Source organism: Pseudomonas sp. GL-B-19, assembly GCF_019956415.1.
Lineage (GTDB): Bacteria > Pseudomonadota > Gammaproteobacteria > Pseudomonadales > Pseudomonadaceae > Aquipseudomonas.
Genome location: NZ_JAHBDK010000035.1, coordinates 1 through 20,507, shown reverse-complemented (window position 1 = coordinate 20,507; position 20,507 = coordinate 1). Strand labels below are relative to the sequence as shown.

At 57.5% G+C, this 20,507-nt stretch carries 18 protein-coding genes; 3 read left to right on the top strand and 15 right to left on the bottom strand.

Annotation, left to right across the window (positions count from 1 at the left end; translation table 11 throughout):
* Positions 1 to 43: 43 nt before the first annotated feature.
* From KGB06_RS15175 to KGB06_RS15105, 15 genes are all read right to left on the bottom strand, one after another.
* Complete coding sequence (locus KGB06_RS15175; RefSeq protein WP_223517048.1) at positions 44 to 1,519, bottom strand: sigma-54 dependent transcriptional regulator; 1,476 nt, start codon at positions 1,517 to 1,519, stop codon at positions 44 to 46.
* 173 nt (positions 1,520 to 1,692) lie between these two features.
* The gene (locus KGB06_RS15170) at positions 1,693 to 1,989 is read right to left on the bottom strand and encodes a flagellar protein FliT (RefSeq protein ID WP_223517046.1); all 297 of its coding nucleotides are present in this window, start codon (positions 1,987 to 1,989) and stop codon (positions 1,693 to 1,695) included.
* 11 nt (positions 1,990 to 2,000) lie between these two features.
* Positions 2,001 to 2,396, bottom strand: a complete 396-nt coding sequence (gene fliS, locus KGB06_RS15165) for a flagellar export chaperone FliS (RefSeq protein ID WP_126046789.1) — start codon at positions 2,394 to 2,396, stop codon at positions 2,001 to 2,003.
* A 187-nt stretch (positions 2,397 to 2,583) separates the two neighbouring features.
* A complete protein-coding gene (gene fliD, locus KGB06_RS15160; protein ID WP_223517044.1) occupies positions 2,584 to 3,999 on the bottom strand; it encodes a flagellar filament capping protein FliD in 1,416 nt (471 codons plus the stop codon).
* Positions 4,000 to 4,081: 82 nt separating this feature from the next.
* The gene (locus tag KGB06_RS15155) at positions 4,082 to 4,447 is read right to left on the bottom strand and encodes a flagellar protein FlaG (RefSeq protein WP_223517042.1); all 366 of its coding nucleotides are present in this window, start codon (positions 4,445 to 4,447) and stop codon (positions 4,082 to 4,084) included.
* 74 nt (positions 4,448 to 4,521) lie between these two features.
* Entirely contained in the window at positions 4,522 to 5,367 is an 846-nt protein-coding gene (locus KGB06_RS15150) for a flagellin domain-containing protein (RefSeq protein ID WP_223517040.1), read from the bottom strand.
* A gap of 307 nt (positions 5,368 to 5,674) precedes the next feature.
* Positions 5,675 to 6,601 (bottom strand): ketoacyl-ACP synthase III, encoded by a 927-nt coding sequence (locus KGB06_RS15145; RefSeq protein ID WP_223517039.1) that lies wholly within the window; start codon positions 6,599 to 6,601, stop codon positions 5,675 to 5,677.
* 700 nt (positions 6,602 to 7,301) lie between these two features.
* Positions 7,302 to 8,870 carry a flagellar hook-associated protein 3 gene (locus tag KGB06_RS15140; RefSeq protein WP_223517037.1) on the bottom strand — a complete coding sequence of 523 codons (1,569 nt, stop codon included), beginning with the start codon at positions 8,868 to 8,870 and terminating at the stop codon, positions 7,302 to 7,304.
* 13 nt (positions 8,871 to 8,883) lie between these two features.
* Positions 8,884 to 10,944, bottom strand: a complete 2,061-nt coding sequence (flgK, locus tag KGB06_RS15135) for a flagellar hook-associated protein FlgK (protein WP_223517035.1) — start codon at positions 10,942 to 10,944, stop codon at positions 8,884 to 8,886.
* Positions 10,945 to 10,967: 23 nt separating this feature from the next.
* The gene (flgJ, locus tag KGB06_RS15130; protein WP_223517033.1) at positions 10,968 to 12,263 is read right to left on the bottom strand and encodes a flagellar assembly peptidoglycan hydrolase FlgJ; all 1,296 of its coding nucleotides are present in this window, start codon (positions 12,261 to 12,263) and stop codon (positions 10,968 to 10,970) included.
* A gap of 11 nt (positions 12,264 to 12,274) precedes the next feature.
* Entirely contained in the window at positions 12,275 to 13,363 is a 1,089-nt protein-coding gene (locus KGB06_RS15125; protein WP_223517153.1) for a flagellar basal body P-ring protein FlgI, read from the bottom strand.
* A 27-nt stretch (positions 13,364 to 13,390) separates the two neighbouring features.
* Positions 13,391 to 14,086 (bottom strand): flagellar basal body L-ring protein FlgH, encoded by a 696-nt coding sequence (flgH, locus tag KGB06_RS15120; protein ID WP_223517031.1) that lies wholly within the window; start codon positions 14,084 to 14,086, stop codon positions 13,391 to 13,393.
* Positions 14,087 to 14,138: 52 nt separating this feature from the next.
* Complete coding sequence (gene flgG, locus KGB06_RS15115) at positions 14,139 to 14,924, bottom strand: flagellar basal-body rod protein FlgG (protein WP_223517029.1); 786 nt, start codon at positions 14,922 to 14,924, stop codon at positions 14,139 to 14,141.
* 45 nt (positions 14,925 to 14,969) lie between these two features.
* Positions 14,970 to 15,710: a flagellar basal body rod protein FlgF gene (locus KGB06_RS15110; RefSeq protein ID WP_223517027.1), complete on the bottom strand. Its 741-nt coding sequence runs from the start codon at positions 15,708 to 15,710 to the stop codon at positions 14,970 to 14,972.
* A gap of 360 nt (positions 15,711 to 16,070) precedes the next feature.
* Positions 16,071 to 17,636 (bottom strand): sigma-54-dependent transcriptional regulator, encoded by a 1,566-nt coding sequence (locus KGB06_RS15105; RefSeq protein WP_223517025.1) that lies wholly within the window; start codon positions 17,634 to 17,636, stop codon positions 16,071 to 16,073.
* A gap of 280 nt (positions 17,637 to 17,916) precedes the next feature.
* Between KGB06_RS15105 and phhA the strand changes: the two genes are divergently transcribed.
* The 3 genes from phhA to KGB06_RS15090 all read left to right on the top strand — a co-directional run bounded on the left by phhA (position 17,917) and on the right by KGB06_RS15090 (position 20,356).
* Positions 17,917 to 18,702 (top strand): phenylalanine 4-monooxygenase, encoded by a 786-nt coding sequence (gene phhA / locus KGB06_RS15100; RefSeq protein ID WP_223517023.1) that lies wholly within the window; start codon positions 17,917 to 17,919, stop codon positions 18,700 to 18,702.
* A gap of 104 nt (positions 18,703 to 18,806) precedes the next feature.
* On the top strand, positions 18,807 to 19,163 hold the full coding sequence (locus KGB06_RS15095) for a 4a-hydroxytetrahydrobiopterin dehydratase (RefSeq protein WP_223517021.1): 357 nt from the start codon (positions 18,807 to 18,809) through the stop codon (positions 19,161 to 19,163).
* The gene (locus KGB06_RS15090) at positions 19,163 to 20,356 is read left to right on the top strand and encodes an amino acid aminotransferase (RefSeq protein ID WP_263288278.1); all 1,194 of its coding nucleotides are present in this window, start codon (positions 19,163 to 19,165) and stop codon (positions 20,354 to 20,356) included. Before KGB06_RS15095 ends, KGB06_RS15090 begins: the two co-directional genes overlap by 1 nt.
* Positions 20,357 to 20,507 lie beyond the last annotated feature (151 nt).

The window sequence follows — 20,507 nt, the reverse complement described above, 5'->3', positions numbered from 1 at the left end:
CTAAAAAAAACCGCCCAAATATGAAGGACTTGAAAAACAGGCGTCAATCATCTGCCTGTTCATCACCGTCGCGACGGCTCATGCCGTACTTGCGCATCTTCTCCACCAGCGTGGTGCGACGAATACGCAGGCGTTCAGCTGCGCGCGCCACAATGCCATTGGCATCATCCAGCGCTTGCTGAATCAGGCCCTGCTCCAGACCACCGAGGTAGTCCTTCAGGTCCAGGCCTTCCGGGGGCAGCATGGCAGTGGTGGTGAAGTCCGGGGAATGACCATTGATGGCCACCCGCTCTTCAAGATCACTGCGCAGGCTGTCGACCAACTGTTCGTCTTCGTCATCGACGTAGCGGAATTTCTTCGGCAACTCGACCACACCAATCACCCCGTACGGGTGCATGATCGCCATGCGCTCCACGAGGTTGGCGAGTTCGCGAACGTTGCCCGGCCAACCGTGACGACACAACGACATGATCGCGGCGGAATTGAAACGGATCGACCCGCGCTTCTCGTGCTCCATGCGCGAGATCAACTCGTTCATCAGCAACGGGATGTCTTCGACACGCTCACGCAGGGGCGCCATCTCGATCGGGAACACGTTCAGGCGGTAATACAAGTCTTCGCGGAACGTGCCGATCTCGATCATGCTTTCGAGATTCTTGTGGGTCGCGGCAATGATGCGCACGTCGACACTTTGGGTCTTGTTACTGCCCACGCGCTCGAAGGTGCGTTCCTGCAGAACACGCAGCAACTTGACCTGCATCGGCAGCGGCATGTCGCCGATTTCATCAAGAAACAGGGTGCCGCCGTTGGCCAGTTCGAAACGCCCGGCACGGCTGGTGATCGCCCCGGTGAAGGCACCCTTCTCGTGGCCGAACAATTCGCTTTCCAGCAACTCGGCCGGGATCGCCCCGCAGTTGACCGGAACGAACGGCGCGTCACGACGCCTGGAGTGATAGTGCAAGTTGCGCGCAACCACTTCCTTGCCGGTGCCGGACTCGCCAAGGATCAGTACGCTGGCGTCGGTGTCGGCCACTTGCTGCATCATCTGACGGACGTGTTGAATCGCCCGGCTGGTGCCGACAAGGCTGCGAAACAGATTAGGCTCACGGTGACGACCGCGCTCGCGGGCCTGGTCGTACATTTCGCGATAGACCTGGGCACGGTGCAGGGAGTCGAGCAATTTGCTGTAGCTGGGTGGCATTTCCAGGGTCGACAGCACTCGACGTCGCTGGTCCTCTGGCAAGTCAACGGAAGAATTATCGCCCATTAACAAAACCGGAAGGAACTCATCCCAGGTTGCGAGTGTCTTTAGCAAGCCCGCAAGTGCGCCAGGAGCATTGACCGTCCCGATGAGGACACAGATCACGTCACGACTTGAAGACAAAGAGCCGACAGCCTGCTGCCAGTCATGGCTACCACAGGGTAAATTTTCCTCACCAAGAAAATTTAAAATCACCGCTAAATCGCGGCGGCGGACGCTATCGTCATCAATCAGCAGAATTTTGGTTTCACGCCACATGCAATAGCAACTTCCCTAGTCAACTCAATGCCCAAAATGCTGGGGCAAGCTAAACGCTTGCAGGCCTGATATGCCTGAAGACGACTGAAATCTGGAACCAGCCACTAGTTAAGTCAAAAAACCGTGCACAGTCAAATTTATGGCGCACTATCATTGGATTAACTGAGGATTAATTAACCGAACAGATGGTAAACCTTTGCCGCGTTCTGTGCTTGATGGATCTGAGACATCTCGTCAACTATCGCTTGCCTCTCCCCCGTCGCGGCCTCAAGAAGCTGCTTGTACACCCCCAGCAACTCCTCAAGGTTGTCGCGCAATGCGGCCTCGTCCACCGACGCTTCACTCAAAACATCTTCCATGCAGGATCGGCACGCCAGATCCAACTCAGCGATGGTCTCCCAATTGCGCTCGGCCAATGCACCGACCAGGCCTTCGCGGGTGTGTTCGATTCGCTGCAATACAAGACTCATGGTGATCTCCTTCAGAACTGTGGAGCAGGCGTACCAATGGCATCCCAACCGTCTTTGACCGTACGCAGCAGATCAGCGACTTCGTCGAGGATTTTCGGATCGGTCTTGGCGTTAGCCTCGGTCAGGCGCTTCATCATGTATTCGTAGAGGCTATCCAGCTCGCCTACCGTTTCGGCCTGATTGTCCAGATCCAGACCTTCGCGCAGACCACCGATGATGCCGATGGCCTTGCCAATCAGAACACCTTTGTTCGGGATATCCTTGCGCTCCATGGCACCCTTGGCCTGAGCAATTCGATCCAGACCACCCTCCATCAACATCTGTACAAGACGATGGGGACTGGCTTCGGAAGTCTGCGCCTGGGCGCCAATCTTCTGATACTGCCGAAGGGCTAACATCGGATTCATGTTGTACCTCATCAAAACGCTAGTGTTCGTATGATCAATGTATCGACCACGCGTCAAAAAACTTTAGCCGGGGTGCCGGGGCCGAGCAGCGCATGCTTCACTTGGTCTATTTTTGGCGATTCCCAAAGTAAAAAGCCCGACAGACTGGAGCGTACTGTCGGGCTTTTGCGTCAATGCGCTAGTAGCACTAGGAGTTTCTTTGCTGCGCCGTCATGGCTTCAAATATCGAAGTAATGTTGCTGGCCGTAGCTTTCAGCTTGCCCACCAGAGAATCCATGTCGTTATATTTTTTGGTCAACACCGCAGTCAGTGTTGCTACCCGACGATCGAGGGCCGCTTGCTGTTCGACCAGGTTGGCTTTGTTCTTGTTCAGATTGGTGGTGCGAGTATCAAGGATCTCCCCCGTTTGGGTGTAAGGGACAATCGCCTTGTCCATTCGCTCCAGCAAGCCACCGGTCCCGGTAAAGAACGCCTGAACCTCACCACCCAGGCTCTTGTCGCTCATTGCCGCAGTGAACTTGGTGCTATCGAAGTCCAATGCACCGGTCTTCTGATTGGTGGTGATACCCAATTGCGCCAGCACGGTGAGCTTATCCCCTGCCCCGGTCTCGGTCAGCGGCCCACGGATGGCCGCCAGAATGGAGCGCGGCAGCGCGTCCCCGGTCAACGCTGCAGCGACCGTTGGCTTACCATCACTGTCGAGCGTGGGCTTGGTCAGCGTGCCAATGCTGCTGACTACCGCGTTGTAAGCATCGACGAACTTCTGGATCGAGGCCTTCAAGCCATCGGTATTAGTCGCCACCGTCACCGTCGACGTGGCCCCACCCCCAGCCAACAGATTGAAGCTCAAGCCCGAGACGGCATTATCGATGGTATTGGTTTTACTGGTCATGCTCAGGCCGTCGACCGAGAACTTCGCATCGGTTGCCGCAACGCCGATACGCCCGGCACCTGGTGGAGCAAGCGGATCTAAAGGATCGCCGGCCATCGCCTGATCGCCGTGAATTGTCATCACACCACTGACGGAAATTTCAGACCCCGCACCCGTGGCTGAAGAGCCCAGCACCAGTCGTGAGCCGTCTTTGTCGGTGATGATGTTGGCGTTGATGCCATCGCCCTGGAACTTGCTGTTGATCAGGTCGCGGACCGATTGCAGGGTCGCACCGGCCGGAACATCAAGAACGTAGTCCTTGCTGTTGAGCGTGATGGTCAAAGGACCTTCTGTAACAGCGCTGCTTGCACCTGCAAAGACTTCGCTGGCGACTTTGGCCGAGGTGGCAAGGTTATCGACTTTGATAACGTAGCTGCCCTTGACCGCCGAATTATTGGAGGTCGCGGTCACAACCTTGACATCGGAAGAGCTTGCAGCAAAGCCCGAGAACTGCGGCGTTGTGGCACTGCCGAGGTTCTTCATCGCGGTCTGAAACGCCGCCAACACCGACTTCAGGGTCCCGACGCCTGAAAGACTCGCGGTGGTGATCTTTGTCTGCCGGTCGATCTGCGTCTGCTTGGCTACCTTGTCTGAGTCGACCAGAGCCTTGACGATAGCACCGGTGTCCAGGCCGGAACCCAGCCCAGCACCCGGTAGAATTGGACTTGCCATGTGCATCTCCCTTCAGTTTGTCGCCAGCCGTTTGACTCTTACTGCGCCGCAAAGAACGGTGTAACACTTTTCATGCCAGCCTTCAGGCTTCGGCGCTGAACAACAGGCTGCTCGCATCATTCAAGCTATTGGCCAGCTTCAGGACTTCTTCATTGGGGATCTGGCGAACCACTTCTCCCGACTCGCTGGCTATGACCTTAACCACCACTTGGCCGGAGGCCTCGTCGATAGAGAACTCCAGATTACGCTTGACCGATTGCACGAACTTTTCAATTTCCTGAATAGCCGCTTTCAGCCTGCCTTGCTCGGTTTCGCTTCCTTTGCTTTGATCCTCGACATCGACGACTGGCGTCACATTCGTTCGAGGCTTTTCCAGCGGTTTTTCCACAACAGGCGTCGCGGATTTGCCAACTGGGTAAGACAAGTTCAGCTTGATGCTCATATCCATGTCCATTACCTCACTAAAGCAAAAAAGCGGGAGAGCACGGCCAGCGCACTCTCCCGCCAACATTCAACCGGCGATTACTGAAGCAGTTTCAGTACAGCGGAAGGCAGTTGGTTGGCTTGCGCCAGGATAGCGGTGGACGCTTGTTGCAGAGTCTGCTGCTTGGTCATCTGAGCGGTTTCAGCGGCGAAGTCGGTATCTTGTACGCGACCCAGTGCAGCGCTGGCGTTTTCGTTGATGTTCTGCAGGTTGGAGATGGTGCTGCTCAAGCGGTTTTGCGTGGCACCCAGGTTGGAACGCAGGGTGTTGACTTTGTCCAGAGCGAGATCGATTGCATCAATAGCACCTTTAGCGTTGGCAGCAGACGTGAGGTCCTGGGAGCCGACAGCCAAACCACCTGCAGTTGAATCCATTGGAACGGTACCAAAATCCAATTTAATGGTGTCATCTACAGTGGTGCCAGAACCCACCTGAATCTCAAGCACGCCACCAGTGCCCGCCGTGCCAGTAAGCAGCTTGGTGCCGTTCAAGTTAGTGCTATTGGCGATACGGTCCAACTCGTCGGACATCGCCTTATATTCTGTGTCCAGTGCGGTACGATCTAATGTGCCGTTGCTATCGTTACGGGACTGAACGCCCAGTTCGCGCATACGCTGCAGAATGTTGGTGGACTCTTGCAGAGCGCCTTCAGCGGTCTGAGCCATCGAGATGCCGTCGTTGGCGTTTTTGATCGCCATGGTCTGGCCGCGAATCTGGCTGGTCATGCGTGTAGCGATTTGCAGGCCGGCAGCGTCGTCTTTGGCGCTGTTGATTTTCAGACCGGAAGACAGGCGAGTCATCGAGGTGGACAGAGCATCGGAAGCGCGGTTCAGGTTCTTTTGAACGTTCAACGATGCAGTGTTGGTGTTTACGGTTAAAGCCATGACGAATTCCTCGTTGGTTGGGTACTGCGGTTTCCGGCCCTGGCAACCGCCGGGTATGGCCTAGAGAACCTTCGTAATAGTTATCGTCGCGTTGGCAGGTTGCTTTAGGACTTTTTGAAAATATTTTGCCATCACACTGCCACCCCCAACAAAAACAATGGGTTAACACCACCACGAATAAAAAAATGGCGCCAGGGGACCGTCGGAGGCAATGTCAAAGGTGTATTTCTGCCCATAAAAATCGGGCACAAAAAAAAGCGTTCAAGGAGAAACCTTGAACGCTTTTTTTGTGCCCGGTCTTAATGACTCAAGGGCGATAAATGATCGCCGACCCCCAAGACAACCCCACGCCAAATCCGCTCAATGCCACGCGTTTCCAGCTGGAGTCCAAAACGTGCTTCTCCAACAGCAGCGGAATGCTCGACGACACGGTATTACCGGTCTCGACCATGTCTTTGATGAACTTCTCTGGCGCGCCTTCAAAGCGTCGGGCCACTGCATCGACAATCGCCGCACTGCCCTGGTGAATGCAGAATGCATCGATATCATCAGCCGAAAGGCCGGAGTCAGCGAGCAGTTCATTCAAATGCGCCGGGACTTTGAGCAGTGCGAAATTGAAGACCTGACGGCCGTTCATATAGAACACCCCGTCGGAGACCTTCAAGTGCGGTGCACCTGAGCCGTCGGTGCCGAACTTGGCCTTGCCCAACTGCCATGGTGCGTCTTCGCCCATCCACGTGGCGGTCGCCGCATCACCGAACAACATGGTGGTGTTGCGGTCTTCCGGGTCGACGATCTTCGAATACGGATCGGCGGTGACCAGCAAGCCATTCTTCAGGCCCGCAGCCTCCATGAAACCCTTGATAGCGTAGATGCCGTACACATAACCGGAGCATCCCAGCGAGATATCGAACGCGGCGACGGTAATCGGCAGGCCCAGCTTGTCCTGAACGATGGCGGCAGTGTGCGGAAGGCCTTCTTCGTCACCGTTCTGGGTGACGACGATCAGCACATCGATGGATTCACGTTTCAAATCAGGATTGTTGGCGAACAGCGTATTGACTGCTTCGACACACAGGTCCGAGGTTTCCTGCCCGGCGTCTTTACGCGGCAGAAAAGCCGAACCGATTTTACCCAGGATGAATTCTTCATCCTTTTCGAATTTTGCACCCTGTGCGTAATTGTCCACGCCGGCTACAGGAACGTAGCTCGCAATGCTTTTTATGCCAATCATTACGGCTTCCCAATAATAAACAGCCCAATACCACCGCTCGCAACGAATCGAGGGGCGCCGACCAACAGAGAAAACGTCGCCCCATCAAGGCGACAGCGGGAAGAATAAAAGGCTATCACTGGGCCAAAAACCGACCAGGCGCCACCTTCCCGATTAATACAATACAGTGAAGATGCGCGTTATGACTCGCAGGTCACTCTATTTTACTGAATCTGCCCCCTTGGACGTTCTTCGGCCAACAATCCACTCGGCTCTACAGCCAGCTCATAACTGCAAGCACTCGGGTCAGTGCGTCAAGGTCGGAAATGGATATTTGAGCCTCGTGACCGGGCAAAGCCACGATGCCACGACGCCCTCCCGTACTCACGCTCGAAGCAATGAATGGAAGGCTCCGCATGGCAGACGCCAAAACGATGGACAATAAGAACCTGTTGATACGCTGGAAACAGCCCAAGCACATTGACTTGGTTCTCTGTCTGATTTTGTGGGCGGCAGTGACCAGAAAGAGAGGCACCGCCCGATGAAGTGATCGAACACGGTCTGGCGGCAGGAAAAAATTTTAGATTAGGGCAAGGAGCAGGTTAAAAAGCGGCAAAAACCCTGCTGTGCCACTGCCTGGCGAGAGTTTTCAGGTGAATACGCCGTACAGACTCTCCTGAACGGCGCCTTTTTCAGAGCATCCTTTGCAGGACGCCCGGACTCAGATCTTATTGAACAGGCCGAGTTGCGCGATCTTGCTGAACGCCAGTTGCGAAGCCTGCAACATGGTTTGCTGCAACGTCAGGCGGGTCATTACCTCTGCCGGATCGGAGTCGCGAATGGCCGACTGCGTTTGCTTATTAGCCAATGCGATACTGGCGTTCGCTTCGCTCTGAGTATCGAGAGCCGCTGCGCGTCCTCCCACCGAACTTAAAGCACTGGAGAGTTGCTCGGCGCCACTTGTCAAATTGGAGATGCCAGCGTTAAGCGCCGCACTGAAACGCTGAGCAAGGACCGGATCAGTGTCAATCGGTGCAAGCAAGGATGCCCGCAACTGACTGACGGTATCCAGAATGCTCTGTGTTTGATGATTGTTGACGGCAATTACAAATTGGTCACCCGCCTGTGGCGCGCCACTGAGCGTGAAGTCCACCCCCCCTGCCGTTGCGCTCAACCCCGCCATAGAACCACTGGAAACAGGTTTGCTATTCGCCGTAATCGGCGACGCATAGAGTTCGTAATCACTGTCGCTGGTGAATTTGAGTATGGCGCCTCCCGATGGAAAGCTGCCGATGTAAGCCGCCGAGTTACTTACGGTACTGCCGGTCACCTGCGCAGAAGACGGATTACCCGGAGAGCGAGTGACGTTGAAGCTGTCGGGCTTGCTCGCCAGACTGAAGCTATGCCCAGCGATCACCGCATCCGGGTCAGTATCACCGGATTGCAGATTAATATTCAGCCGCAGATCAAGACCACGAAAACTGAAGGATTGCGAAGTTGCGTCTTTTGAACTGAAGACACCACTGTTGCTGACTTCAGACGTTACATCATTGTTTAAGGCGTCAGTGATCTTGAATTGTGTGCCACTCACAAATTCGACCTTGTATGGCTCACCACTTTTAAAGCGATTGTTATAGGTCGCACTTTCAGTGATCAAACCGTCAGACAGAAGCACTCGCCCATCATTAACAACCGGCGCTGTCAGTGCGGTTTGGCTTCGACTGGTATTGATTGCTTGCTGAAATACTTCCCAACCCGTGCTGTTGGTGGCCATCGACATCGTATCGCCGATAGGCAGATTCAGCGTCGTCTGATCTCCGTTGTAACTGTAGGTGCCATCGGAATTGCGTGAAAACGGAGCAATGTCGCCTTTGGAACCGGCGAAAATGTACTTACCGCTTTCATCCTTCGAGTTCATCAAACTCAGCAATTGCTCTTCAATCTGCCCTAACTCTAAGGCATTGGCTTTGCGATCAGCGTCGGTATAGGCGCCATTGCCTGCACCAATTGCCAGTTCTCTGGCACGCTGCAGCACATTCCCGATACTGGTCATCACCGATTCGGTCGTGCCCAATGTGGATTTGATGGTGTTGGTATTGAGCGTGTACTGATCAAGCATCGAAGCCTGCTGACCCAGTTGCAGCAATCGCGAAGCGCCGACCGGATCATCGGCCGCGGTATTGATGCGAACCAGGCTGCTGGCCTCTTCGCTGCTCTTGACCACGTTGGCGAAATTCTTCTGATAGTTGGCAGCCGAGGACTCGTAAAACTGGGCGGTAGAAATGCGCATGGGCTACGACTCCTTAAAGACTGTTTATCAGTGTGCTGAAGATTTCTTGCGCAGCCTTGATGATCTGCGAAGACGCGGTGTAGTACTGCTGATATTTGACCAGGTTGCCGGTTTCCTCATCGAGGTCGACACCGGACAACGAATCGCGAGCCCCTTTAGCGTTGGCCAGGATGGCGCCGGTCGCCGCGCTGTCGAGCTTGCCCTGGGCAGCCTTGGAACCCACACCCTCGACCAGTTTGCCGTAGGCGTCGTTCAGGGAAATACCCTGGCTCGCCGAACCGGTGTCCACGGTCTTTGCAGTCTGTAAATCGGCCAGCGCTGTACCGTTACGGTTATCCAGGCTGCCCGGTTGGCTGAGCGAGACGTTGATCGCGGTGCCTTTGCCCGGTGAGCCGGCCACGGTCATGTCGAAGCTGACGGTGTATTGCGTGGCGGGTGCAGGCGGGATCGGCGCCCCACTGGCGTCCTTGAGCGGAACAGTCAGACTCAGGGTGTTGTTCTCGCCAGGCTTGATGGTGCCACTGCTGATAACCCCGCCCTTGGCATCCAGAAACTGGTAGGTCTGGCTGGTGCCGTCGGCAGAAACATCGCCAAACACGACCTTGGTCGGCGTGGAGTTTTTCAGGCCGTTCTGCATCGCGGTGGTGGTGGCCGCGTCGTAGATGTCGAATTTCGTAGTCAGGGTCGGCTGACCGCTGGCTGGAATCGTCAGCGTGCCACTGCCGCTCGGCGCAATGGCCGCACCCAACGGTGCCGCGATCGCCAGCCGCTTGGAGTCGGTCATCTCGGTCTTGATGTTGGTCGCGGCGTTGCGGGTCGGCGTGATCTTGAACGTGTCACCGGCGGCAGTTGTACCACCGCCGAGCGTCATCGAGAACCCATCGATCACCGGTGGCGGCGTGGTCAGGGTGCTGAAAGCGCCCATGGACGTACCTTCCGGCAGACGCTGCACGGTGTAGTCGGTGCCGCTGGTGAAGGTGACTTTGTAATCGTTGATGGTCAGCTTGCCGCTGTCCTCGATGCTCACATCGAAGTTGCCGGAACCGGCGCTGTTACCGACGGTGGCGACGCTGCGGTTAGCCATCTGTGCGGCACTGTTGATGCTATTGAACAGGTTCGAACCGAAGTCACCGTTCTTGTCGATGCCCTGGGCCTGAAGGCTGTTCATCTGATCAGCGACGACCAGGGCCACGCGACCCAGTTCGTTCATGGCCGGATCCAGTACGGTACTGCGATAGCGCAGCAGCCCGCCCATCTCGCCACCGGTCATCACCGAGGTGATGTCGACGGTGCTCGAACCACGGTTGAGCTGAATGCCCATGCGCGATGGATCGGCCTGGCTCGGCACCACTTCCAGGGTGCTGGCAGTGTTGCCCATGACCAGCGGCTGACCGCTGCCCAGGTAAACATCAAGGTTTCCATCGCGCTCGATGACCTGCGCGCCAGTGAAGGAGGAGAGCTGACGCACGGTTTCGTTGCGAGCGTCGAGCAGCTCGTTCGGCATGCCGCCTGCCTTGGAAATCTCGGAGATTTTCTGGTTCAACTGCGCCACGGTGGCGGCCAGGTTGTTGATCCGATCGGCCATGTTCGACAGGTTGCCGTTGATGTTCGCGTTCTGCGTGGTCAACTGGGCGGACACTGAGTTGAAACGGTTGCTCAAGGCCTGAGCATCGCTGAGCAGCAATTGACGGGACGCATCGTCACCCGGCTTGGCGTTGACGTTCTGCACCGAAGCAAAGAACTTGGTCAGCGCGCCATTGAGGCCGGTGCCGCTGTCCGACAGCAAGGCGTCGAGCGGGTTGATCTGCCCGGCGTACGCGGCCGCATCGCTGTTGAGCGAGGTGGTGGTCTGCAATTGCGCATCAAGGTAGCTGTTGTAGACGCGACGCACATCGGCCAGGGTCGTGCCGCTGCCGATGTAGACATTGCCGAACTGATTCGAGGCTTTGCTGCCCTGTACGGTTTGCTGGCGTGAGTAACCGGCGGTGTCGGCATTGGCAATGTTATTGCCGGTAATCATCAACGAGGATTGGCCAGCGGCCAGACCCGACATCCCGATATTGAGCAAACTCATGGTTCAGACCTTATGCCTTGTGCCTATAAAGGCGTGGTGGAAGCGCCCGCCGCAGCGTAGTTTTGGTAACTCGTCATCTGCCTGGCGATTTGCGAGATCTTGCTTGCGTAATCCGGGTCGGTTGCATACCCGGCCTTCTGCAACTCGCGTACAAACTGTTCTGGGTTGTCGGCAGACTTCACGACATCTTGATAGCGATTATTGTTTTGCAACAAAGTCACGAGGTCATGGAAGCTGTCTTTGTAGGAGTCATAGGAACGGAACTCGGCCGTCTCCTTGACCATCTCTCCGTTACGGAATTCGCTGGTGATTGCCCGCGCCGAATCACCCTTCCAACTGCTACCGGTCTTGATGCCGAACAGGTTGTGGCTGCTGCTGCCATCCTGGGCACGCATGACCGATTTACCCCAACCGGTTTCCAGGGCGGCCTGGGCCACTAGGTAACGCGGATCGATGCCAATACGCTCGGCCGCTTCCTTGGCCATCGGCAGCATGGTGTTGACGAATTCGTCGGCGGAACTGAAAGCTTTCTTTGGCGGTGCCAAGGGAATCTGCGCCATGGCACGGCCGTAAATCTGCAGGCGCCCGCTCGATTTGGTGTCTGTTTGCGAGGCCAGCCAATCGCCGTTGAACAGCGGGCCGGCACCGGTTGCGACCGTCGGCGTCGCGGCGTCTCGCTCAGGCAACAAGGGTTTGCTGGCAGTCGCTGTGGTCGTGGCCGAAGGCACCAGACCGGCGAGCAAGCGATCCGCCAGTTTCGGCGGCAAGGCCAGACGGCGCTGATTGATCAGCTCCATGTCATTGCGATGCGCGCCCTCGCCTGTCGGCGCTTTCACCGAACGCGATGCCCACAACGGACGCTGACCATTGAGCCGCGACAGCGGACCGTCGGTGGCCACAGTGCCTGCCGCGATCGGCGTCGCCACCGCCGATTTCGCCGCTTCCTGCTTGGCGGCAGACAGGGCCGCCGCCTCACCGGGCGCCAGCGGTTTGTTCTTCGACATCTGGCGCATCAGCACGTCTGCCAGACCAATACCACCGCCTTCGCGGGACATGGAAATGGCCAACTGCTGGTCGTACATTTCCTGGTATTGCTTGGCCGCCGGGGTGTTGAGCGAGTTGTCCTGGCCCAGCGCTTCGGTGGCCGAACGCATGGACTTGAGCATTTCCCCAAGGAACAGCGATTCGAACTCCTGCGCAACCTTACGCATGTTGCCGTCACTGTTCTTGTCGCCCACCTTGAGCTGGTTCAAGCGATTCAAGTCCGAATAGGAACCGGAGTCGCTGCTGCTGACCAGACCACTTTTGCGCATATCCATGACAGCCGCCCTTAGATCACGATCAGGTCGGCTTGCAATGCGCCAGCCTGTTTCAATGCTTCAAGGATTGCCATCAAGTCACCCGGCGCCGCGCCGACCTGGTTCACCGCACGGACGATTTCGTCGAGGGTAGTGCCCGGGCCGAACTTGAACATAGGCTTGGCTTCTTGCACCGCGTTAACCTGCGAGCGCGGAACAACGGCCGTCTGACCGTTGGAAAAAGCGCCAGGCTGGCTGACAATCGGGTCTTCGGTGATGGTCACGGTCAGGCTGCCGTGAGTCACGGCGGCTGGCGAAACCTTGACGTTCTGGCCGATCACGATGGTGCCGGTGCGCGAGTTGATGATGACTTTCGCCACCGCCTGACCCGGATCGACTTCAAGGTTTTCCAGGATCGACAGGTAGTCGACGCGCTGGCTTGGATCAAGGGGGGCGCTGACGCGAATCGAACCACCATCAATGGCCTGGGCAACGCCAGGACCCAGCAAGTTGTTGATCTTGTCGACGATGCGCTTGGCGGTGGTGAAGTCCGAACGGTTGAGGTTCAGCGTCAGGCTATTGCCCTGGTTGAAACCGCTTGGCACTGAACGCTCGACCGACGCACCACCGGGGATACGACCCGCTGACGGAACGTTGACGGTGATCTTCGAACCATCACGACCTTCCGCATCAAAACCGCCCACCACCAGGTTGCCCTGAGCGATGGCGTAGACGTTGCCGTCGATACCTTTGAGCGGCGTCAGCAGCAAGGTGCCGCCGCGCAGGCTCTTGGAGTTCCCGATGGAGGAAACGGTGATGTCGACCTGCTGACCCGGCTTGGCAAACGCCGGCAGTTCCGCACTGATCGATACCGCTGCAACGTTCTTCAACTGCACGTTACCCGAGTTCGGCGGCACCTTGATGCCGAACTGCGAGAGCATGTTGTTGAAGGTCTGCAGGGTGAAGGGCGTCTGGGTCGTCTGGTCACCGGTGCCGTTAAGCCCGACCACCAGGCCATAGCCGATCAATTGGTTGGAGCGCACGCCAGAAATACTGGCGATATCCTTCAGCCGCTCGGCCTGCGCGTTGAACGCCGCAGACAGCAACAAGGCGGCCACCATCAGGTGTTTGAAATTCAACGTAGCCACCTAGAAAGGGAACAGCGGGCTGAGGAAGAAACGGTCGAACCAGCCTGGCTGACTCGCATCGGCAAACGAACCGGTGCCCGAGTAGGTGATGCGCGCATCGGCGACACGGGTCGACGAAACAGTGTTGTCGGTCGAGATGTCATCGGAGCGCACCAGCCCGGCAATCCGCACCAGCTCATCGCCGGTGTTGAGGGTCATCCACTTCTCGCCACGTACTGCGATGATGCCGTTGGGCAATACATCAGCAACGGTAACGGTGATCGAGCCCACGAGGGTGTTGCCCTGCGCCGCCTTGCTGTCACCCTTGGTCGCGCGGTCGCCTTCATAGCTGGCGTCCAGCGTCAGGTCACCACTGCCGAACGGGTTATTGGTGTTGGGTGTGGAGCCGAACAACGAGGTCAGGGCAATGTTGGCCTTGCTGTTCTTGCCAATTTGCGAGTTGGCGTTTTTGCTGGCCTGGGTCCTCTCGTTCAGGGTAATGGTGATGATGTCACCCACTCGGAACGCCTTGCGGTCGGTGTACAGGTTCTGCTCAAAACCGGCCTGGTAAATCGAGCCATTGTTCGCGGCCGCCGGCAACGGTGTGCGCGGCAACACCGGGGCGTAATAAGGGTCATTGGGCTTGGGCGTCGTTGGGACGCAGCCTGCGAGCACAACAGCCCCACTCAGTGCCAGAACAGATACAAAGCGATTCATGACCCTACCTCACGGTGTTGCAGGCGACCTCATGGCCGCCTCATAGACTTGATTACAGATTCTGCGTTACGAACGAGAGCATCTGGTCGGCGGTAGAGATCACTTTGGAGTTCATCTCGTAAGCGCGCTGAGTGGTGATCATGTTGACCATCTCCTCAACGGTGCTGACGTTGGAGGTTTCCAGGGTGTTCTGCAGCGTGGTGCCGAAACCGTTCAGGCCCGGTGTACCGACTTGCGGTGCGCCGCTGGCAGCGGTTTCCAGGAACAGGTTGTTACCCACGGCTTGCAGACCGGCCGGGTTGATGAAGTCAGCGGTTTGCAGGTTGCCGATCACCTGGCTGGCCGGGTTACCCGGAACGGTGATGGACACGGTGCCGTCGCGACCGACCGTGAAGGTCTGTGCTTCGTTGGGAATAACGATGGCCGGTTCCAGGGCGAAGCCACTGGCGTTGACGACCTGCCCGTTGGAATCGAGGTGGAACGTACCGTCACGGGTGTAGGACGTGGTGCCGTCCGGCTGCAGGATCTGGAAGAAACCGCGACCGTCGACCGCCAAGTCAAGCGGCTGCTCGGTGGTTTGCAGGCTGCCGGCGGTGAAGTTTTTCTGGGTGCCGACGATGCGCACACCGGTACCCACTTGCAGGCCCGACGGCAGTTCGCTGTCCTGGGTCGACTGGGCGCCTGGCTGGCGTTTGATCTGATAGAGCAAGTCCTGGAACTCGGCGCGGTCACGTTTGAAACCCGTGGTCGACACGTTAGCCAGGTTGTTGGAAATGGTGGTCAGGTTAGTGTCCTGGGCGGACAGACCTGTTTTGGCAACCCATAGAGCCGGAAGCATTCGATTCTCCTCGTGCGCCTGTTTTACGGCGCGACGTTCTGGTAATTAGCTGATCTGCAAGACCCGAGCCATGGCCTGGTCATCGTCTTTGGCGGCGTTCATCATCTTGATGTGCAGCTCGAACTGCTTGGCCAGCGCCAGCACCGAGGTCATTTCTTCCACGGCGTTGACGTTGCTCGATTCCAGGAACCCGGACACCAGTTTGACGCCGGAATCGGCTTGCGCCGGCTTGCCGTCCTTGGTGTGGATCGAACCGTCCAGGCCTTTGGTCATGTTCCTCAGGTCAGGGTTGACCAACTTGATGCGATCGACTTCAGCCATCACGCGCGGGCCTTCGCCCATCGCACGGATGCTGATGGTGCCGTCCTCACCCACTTCGATTTGCTGCTCGGGCGGCACGGCGATCGGTCCGCCATTGCCCATCACCGGCATACCGTTGCCGGCACGCAGCACGCCAAGGGCGTCCACGTTCAGGCTACCGGTGCGCACGTAGCTTTCAGCGCCATCGGGGGTCTGCACGGCGATCCAGCCGTTGCCTTGCACCGCGACATCGAGGTCGCGACCGGTTTCAACCAGCGAACCAGGGGAGAAGTCGGTGGCCGGGCGCTCGGTCATGGCAAACGCACGCGCCGGAAAGCTGTCACCAAACACCGGCATCGAACGGGCCTGTTCCAGGTCCTTCTGAAAACCGTTGGTGGAGATGTTTGCCAGGTTGTTGGCATGAGCCTTCTGCGCCAGTGCATTCTGGCTGGCGCCGGTCATTGCCACATAAAGGTACTTGTCCACGCTCTTTCCTCTGCATGCCGGACGTTTGCCGCCCACCGCTGTACTGCTGAGCGTCAAGCAATTTGCAGACCAACTTTTTTTTTGCGGCGCCAGGCCCGGCAAACAAAGGACTTGAGGGGTTTCAGAGAGGAATGAGAGATTGTGTCAAAGTCGAAAAACCGGCGGTGTTATGCCGGTGGGTGGCAACGCTTGACCTCATGAACTCAATGGGATCCCTGTAGCAGCTGCCGAGGCTGCGTTCGGCTGCGAAGCAGTCGTAAACCCTATGTATGCGGTTTACCTGAAGGATCTCAGTGCCTGAACTCACGACGGCTTCGCCGCCGGACGCAGCCTCGCAGGCTCGGCAGCTGCTACAGGGGTCTATGCGCTTCCCGGTTCTTTGCCGACGTCGTACTCACGCAACTTGTTGGCAATGGTCGTATGCGAAACCCCCAACCGCTTGCCCAGTTGCCGACTGCTCGGATGCTCGGAATACAGCCTCTCCAACACAGCCTTCTCGAAACGCCCGACAATCTCGTCAAGCCCGCCCTCAAGCGAAAAATCGCCAAGCGGCTGACGCACACCGTAATCCGGCAGGCGAATATGCTCGGCCTTGACCGTCCCGCCCTCACACAACGAAACCGCCTGGAACAACACGTTTTCCAATTGCCGGACATTGCCCGGCCAGTGGTAATGACTGAGCCGCTCCATCGCTGCCGGCGCCAGTTTCGGCAACGGGCAACCGATCTGCCGGCTGGCTTGGTCGAGGAAGTGCTCCACCAGCGGCGTCAAACCATCGAGGCATTCACGCAGTGGCGGAATGTGCAGCGAAAGCACGTTCAAACGGTGATACAGATCCTGGCGAAACTCGCCCCGCGCGCACAGCTCGGACAAATCCACCTGAGTCGCGCAGATCACCCGCACATCCAGATAAACCTCTTCATCGCTGCCCACACGCCGGAAGCAACCGTCCTGCAGGAAACGCAGCAATTTCACCTGCAAGCGCGGGCTCATTTCCCCCACGCCATCGAGAAACAGCGTACCGCCCGCCGTCAGCTCCAGCAGCCCAAGCTTGCCTTCTGCACGCGCGCCTTCGAAGGCGCCGGGGCCGTAACCGAACAATTCAGTCTCGGCCATCGACTCCGGCAAACCGGCGCAATTGAGCGCCATTAATGGAGATTGCCCGCGCGGGCTAGCCAGGTGACAGGCGCGCGCCAGCAACTCTTTACCAGTGCCGGTTTCGCCTTCTATCAACAGCGGCGCATCCAATGGCGCCATGCGGCGTGCTTCGCGCACTACCGCTGCCATCACTTTCGAGCTTTGGAAGATGCTGTCGAACCCGCGCAGTTCCTGTTTGCGTACGTTATAGATGCGCTCGCCCACCCGGTCAGCGCGGTGCAACGTCAATACCGCACCGGCCATGGCTTCACTGTCGTCATGCTCCGATTGCAACGGCGCGATGTCGGCCAGAAACACGTCGCCCTTGACCTTGACCCGCAGCCCGTTGATGCGCGATTTGTTGGCCCGCACCAACTCCGGCAAATCAAAATCCTCGGCGTAACGCGACAGCGGAATCCCCGGCACTTCATCCACCCGCACCCCGAGCAACTGCGCCGCCGCACGATTCGCCGCGACGATGGAGCCGCCCATGTCGATCGACAACACCGGAAACTCCAGGGCACCGAGCAAGGCATTGAGCTCCATGTGCCGACGCTCGCTGGGCATCAGCCCTACACGCTTGACGCCGAATACGCCGGCTATCGATTCGAATTTCGGACGCAGGGCCTGGAACTGAATGTTGATCAGGTTCGGGCAATGCAGGTAGATCGCATTGCCATGCTCACCGCCGACCTCGCCACGAGCGACGTTGATCCCGTATTCCACCAGCAAGTTGAGAATGTCGCGCAGGATACCGATGCGGTTCTGGCAGTGGACTTTGATACGCATATAAAGGCCCAAAGAAAGGGGGAATCGAGGCCCCGCGCAAGAATTTTTCTGCGCTGGCGCCAAAGTAGTCGTCAAGATTATGTGACACCCCAACGCCTTTTCAAACCGGAAAATCTCAGTAGCTGCGCCATTGCGGTGATTCCGTAACGAATACTTTACGAAAAATGGCGAATATTCCTACGCAAAGCGCAGAACGCCTGCTGCAACGCCGCACTCCTTGGGGTATTTCTAGGTCAATAGCAGTACATAACAAGAACGAATCCCCTAGCAGGAGAGCAGCATGAAGCAGACGCAATACGTGGCTCGCGAGCCCGATGCGCAAGGTTTTATCGACTACCCCGCTGAAGAACACGCGGTGTGGAACACGCTGATCACTCGTCAATTGAAAGTGATCGAGGGTCGTGCGTGCCAGGAATACCTGGACGGTATCGAAAAACTCGGTCTGCCCCACGACCGCATTCCGCAACTCGGTGAAATCAACAAAGTCCTCGGTGAAACCACCGGCTGGCAAGTGGCCCGAGTCCCGGCGCTGATTCCTTTCCAGACTTTTTTCGAATTGCTGGCCAATAAGCAGTTTCCGGTGGCGACGTTTATTCGTACCCGCGAAGAGCTGGATTACCTGCAAGAGCCGGACATTTTCCACGAGATTTTTGGCCACTGTCCGCTGCTGACCAACCCCTGGTTTGCTGAATTCACCCACACCTACGGCAAACTTGGCCTGCAAGCGACCAAGGAAGAACGCGTGTACCTGGCTCGCCTGTACTGGATGACCATCGAGTTCGGTCTGGTCGATACAGCTGAAGGCCTGCGCATTTACGGCGGCGGCATTCTTTCCTCTCCAAAAGAAACCGTTTACTGCCTGTCGAACGAACCTGACCATCAGACCTTCGATCCGCTGGAATGCATGCGCACGCCATATCGCATCGACATCCTGCAACCGCTGTACTTTGTCTTGCCGAACCTCAAGCGTCTGTTTGATGTGGCTCATGAAGACATCATGAGCATGGTCAAACAAGGCATGCAGCTGGGCTTGCACACACCAAAATTTCCGCCAAAGGCTGCGTGATCCGCTGCTTTTAGAATCAAGTGAGCCTGTCAGGAACCGACGCTTTGGTTTAGCGTGGTGACACTGACGGCCGATTTCCAATAATTCGATTTCAGGAATTCATCATGTCCACATTGAACCAAGCCCACTGCGAAGCCTGCCGCGCCGATGCCCCTCAGGTCAGCGACGAAGAATTGCCGGTACTGATCAAGCAGATCCCGGACTGGAACATCGAAGTCCGCGACAGCGTGATGCAGTTGGAAAAACAGTTCCTGTTCAAAAACTTCAAACACGCCCTGGCGTTCACCAACGCCGTCGGTGAAATCTCCGAGGCTGAAGGTCACCACCCAGGCCTGCTGACCGAGTGGGGCAAAGTCACCGTTACCTGGTGGAGCCACTCCATCAAGGGCCTGCACCGCAACGACTTCATCATGGCCGCGCGCACTGATGAAGTGGCCAAGGACGCCGAGGGCCGCAAATAATGCATTTCGACGCCATAGGTCGAGTCCCCGGCGATCCGATTCTCGGTTTGATGGAAGCCTATGCGCAGGACCCGAACCCGCGCAAATTCGACCTCGGCGTGGGTGTCTATAAAGACGCCCAGGGCCTGACGCCAATTCCGCAATCGGTGAAGCTTGCCGAGCAGCGTCTGGTGGATCGTCAAACCACCAAAACCTACATCGGTGGTCACGGTGAACCGGCGTTCGGCAAAGCCATCAGCGAGCTGGTGCTCGGTGCGGACTCCGCGCTGATCGCCGGGCAACGCGCTGGGGCGACCCAGACCCCGGGCGGCACCGGTGCATTGCGCTTGAGCGCCGATTTCATCGCCCAGTGCCTGCCGGGCCGTGGCGTGTGGTTGAGCAATCCGACCTGGCCGATCCACGAAACCATTTTCGCGGCGGCCGGGGTCAAGGTCAGCCATTACCCGTACGTTGGCAGCGACAACCGCCTCGACGTCGACGCCATGCTCGCGATACTGAGTGAAGCGCCGAAGGGCGACGTCGTGTTGCTGCACGCCTGCTGCCACAACCCGACCGGTTTCGATCTTTCCCATGACGACTGGCGCCGTGTGCTGGACGTGGTGCGCAGTCGCGATCTGTTGCCGTTGATCGACTTCGCCTACCAAGGCTTCGGTGATGGACTGGAGCAGGATGCCTGGTCGACCCGTTTGTTCGCTGACGCGTTGCCGGAAGTGCTGATCACCAGTTCGTGTTCGAAGAACTTCGGTTTGTACCGCGACCGCACCGGCGCGCTGATTGTCTGCGCAAAAACCGCTGACAAGCTCGTGGACATCCGCAGCCAACTGGCCAACATCGCCCGTAATCTGTGGTCGACGCCGCCGGATCACGGTGCAGCCGTAGTGGCGACCATTCTTGGCGATCCAGAGCTGAAAAGCCTCTGGGCCGACGAAGTGGAAGCCATGCGTTTGCGTATCGCCCAGTTGCGTAGCGGTCTGGTCGAAGCGCTGGAACCCTATGGTTTGCGCGAGCGTTTTGCGCACATTGGCGTACAACGCGGGATGTTCTCCTACACCGGCTTGACGGCGGAGCAGGTTAAACAGCTGCGTGATCATCACAGCGTGTACATGGTCAACTCCGGCCGGGCCAACGTGGCGGGGATTGATGCGACACGTCTGGATTTGCTGGCCGAAGCCATTGCTGAAGTCTGCAAATAATCCCCCTGTAATTGGATGGACTCGCCCACGCCGAGGCGTCAATGCGCCACGGTGGCAGTCTAAGAAGCCAACGGCAGCGAGGGCGAGTCCATGAAAAAGAATACGACGCTTAAACAGTCCCTGTCTTCAACCGATGTGTCGGCCTGTACGA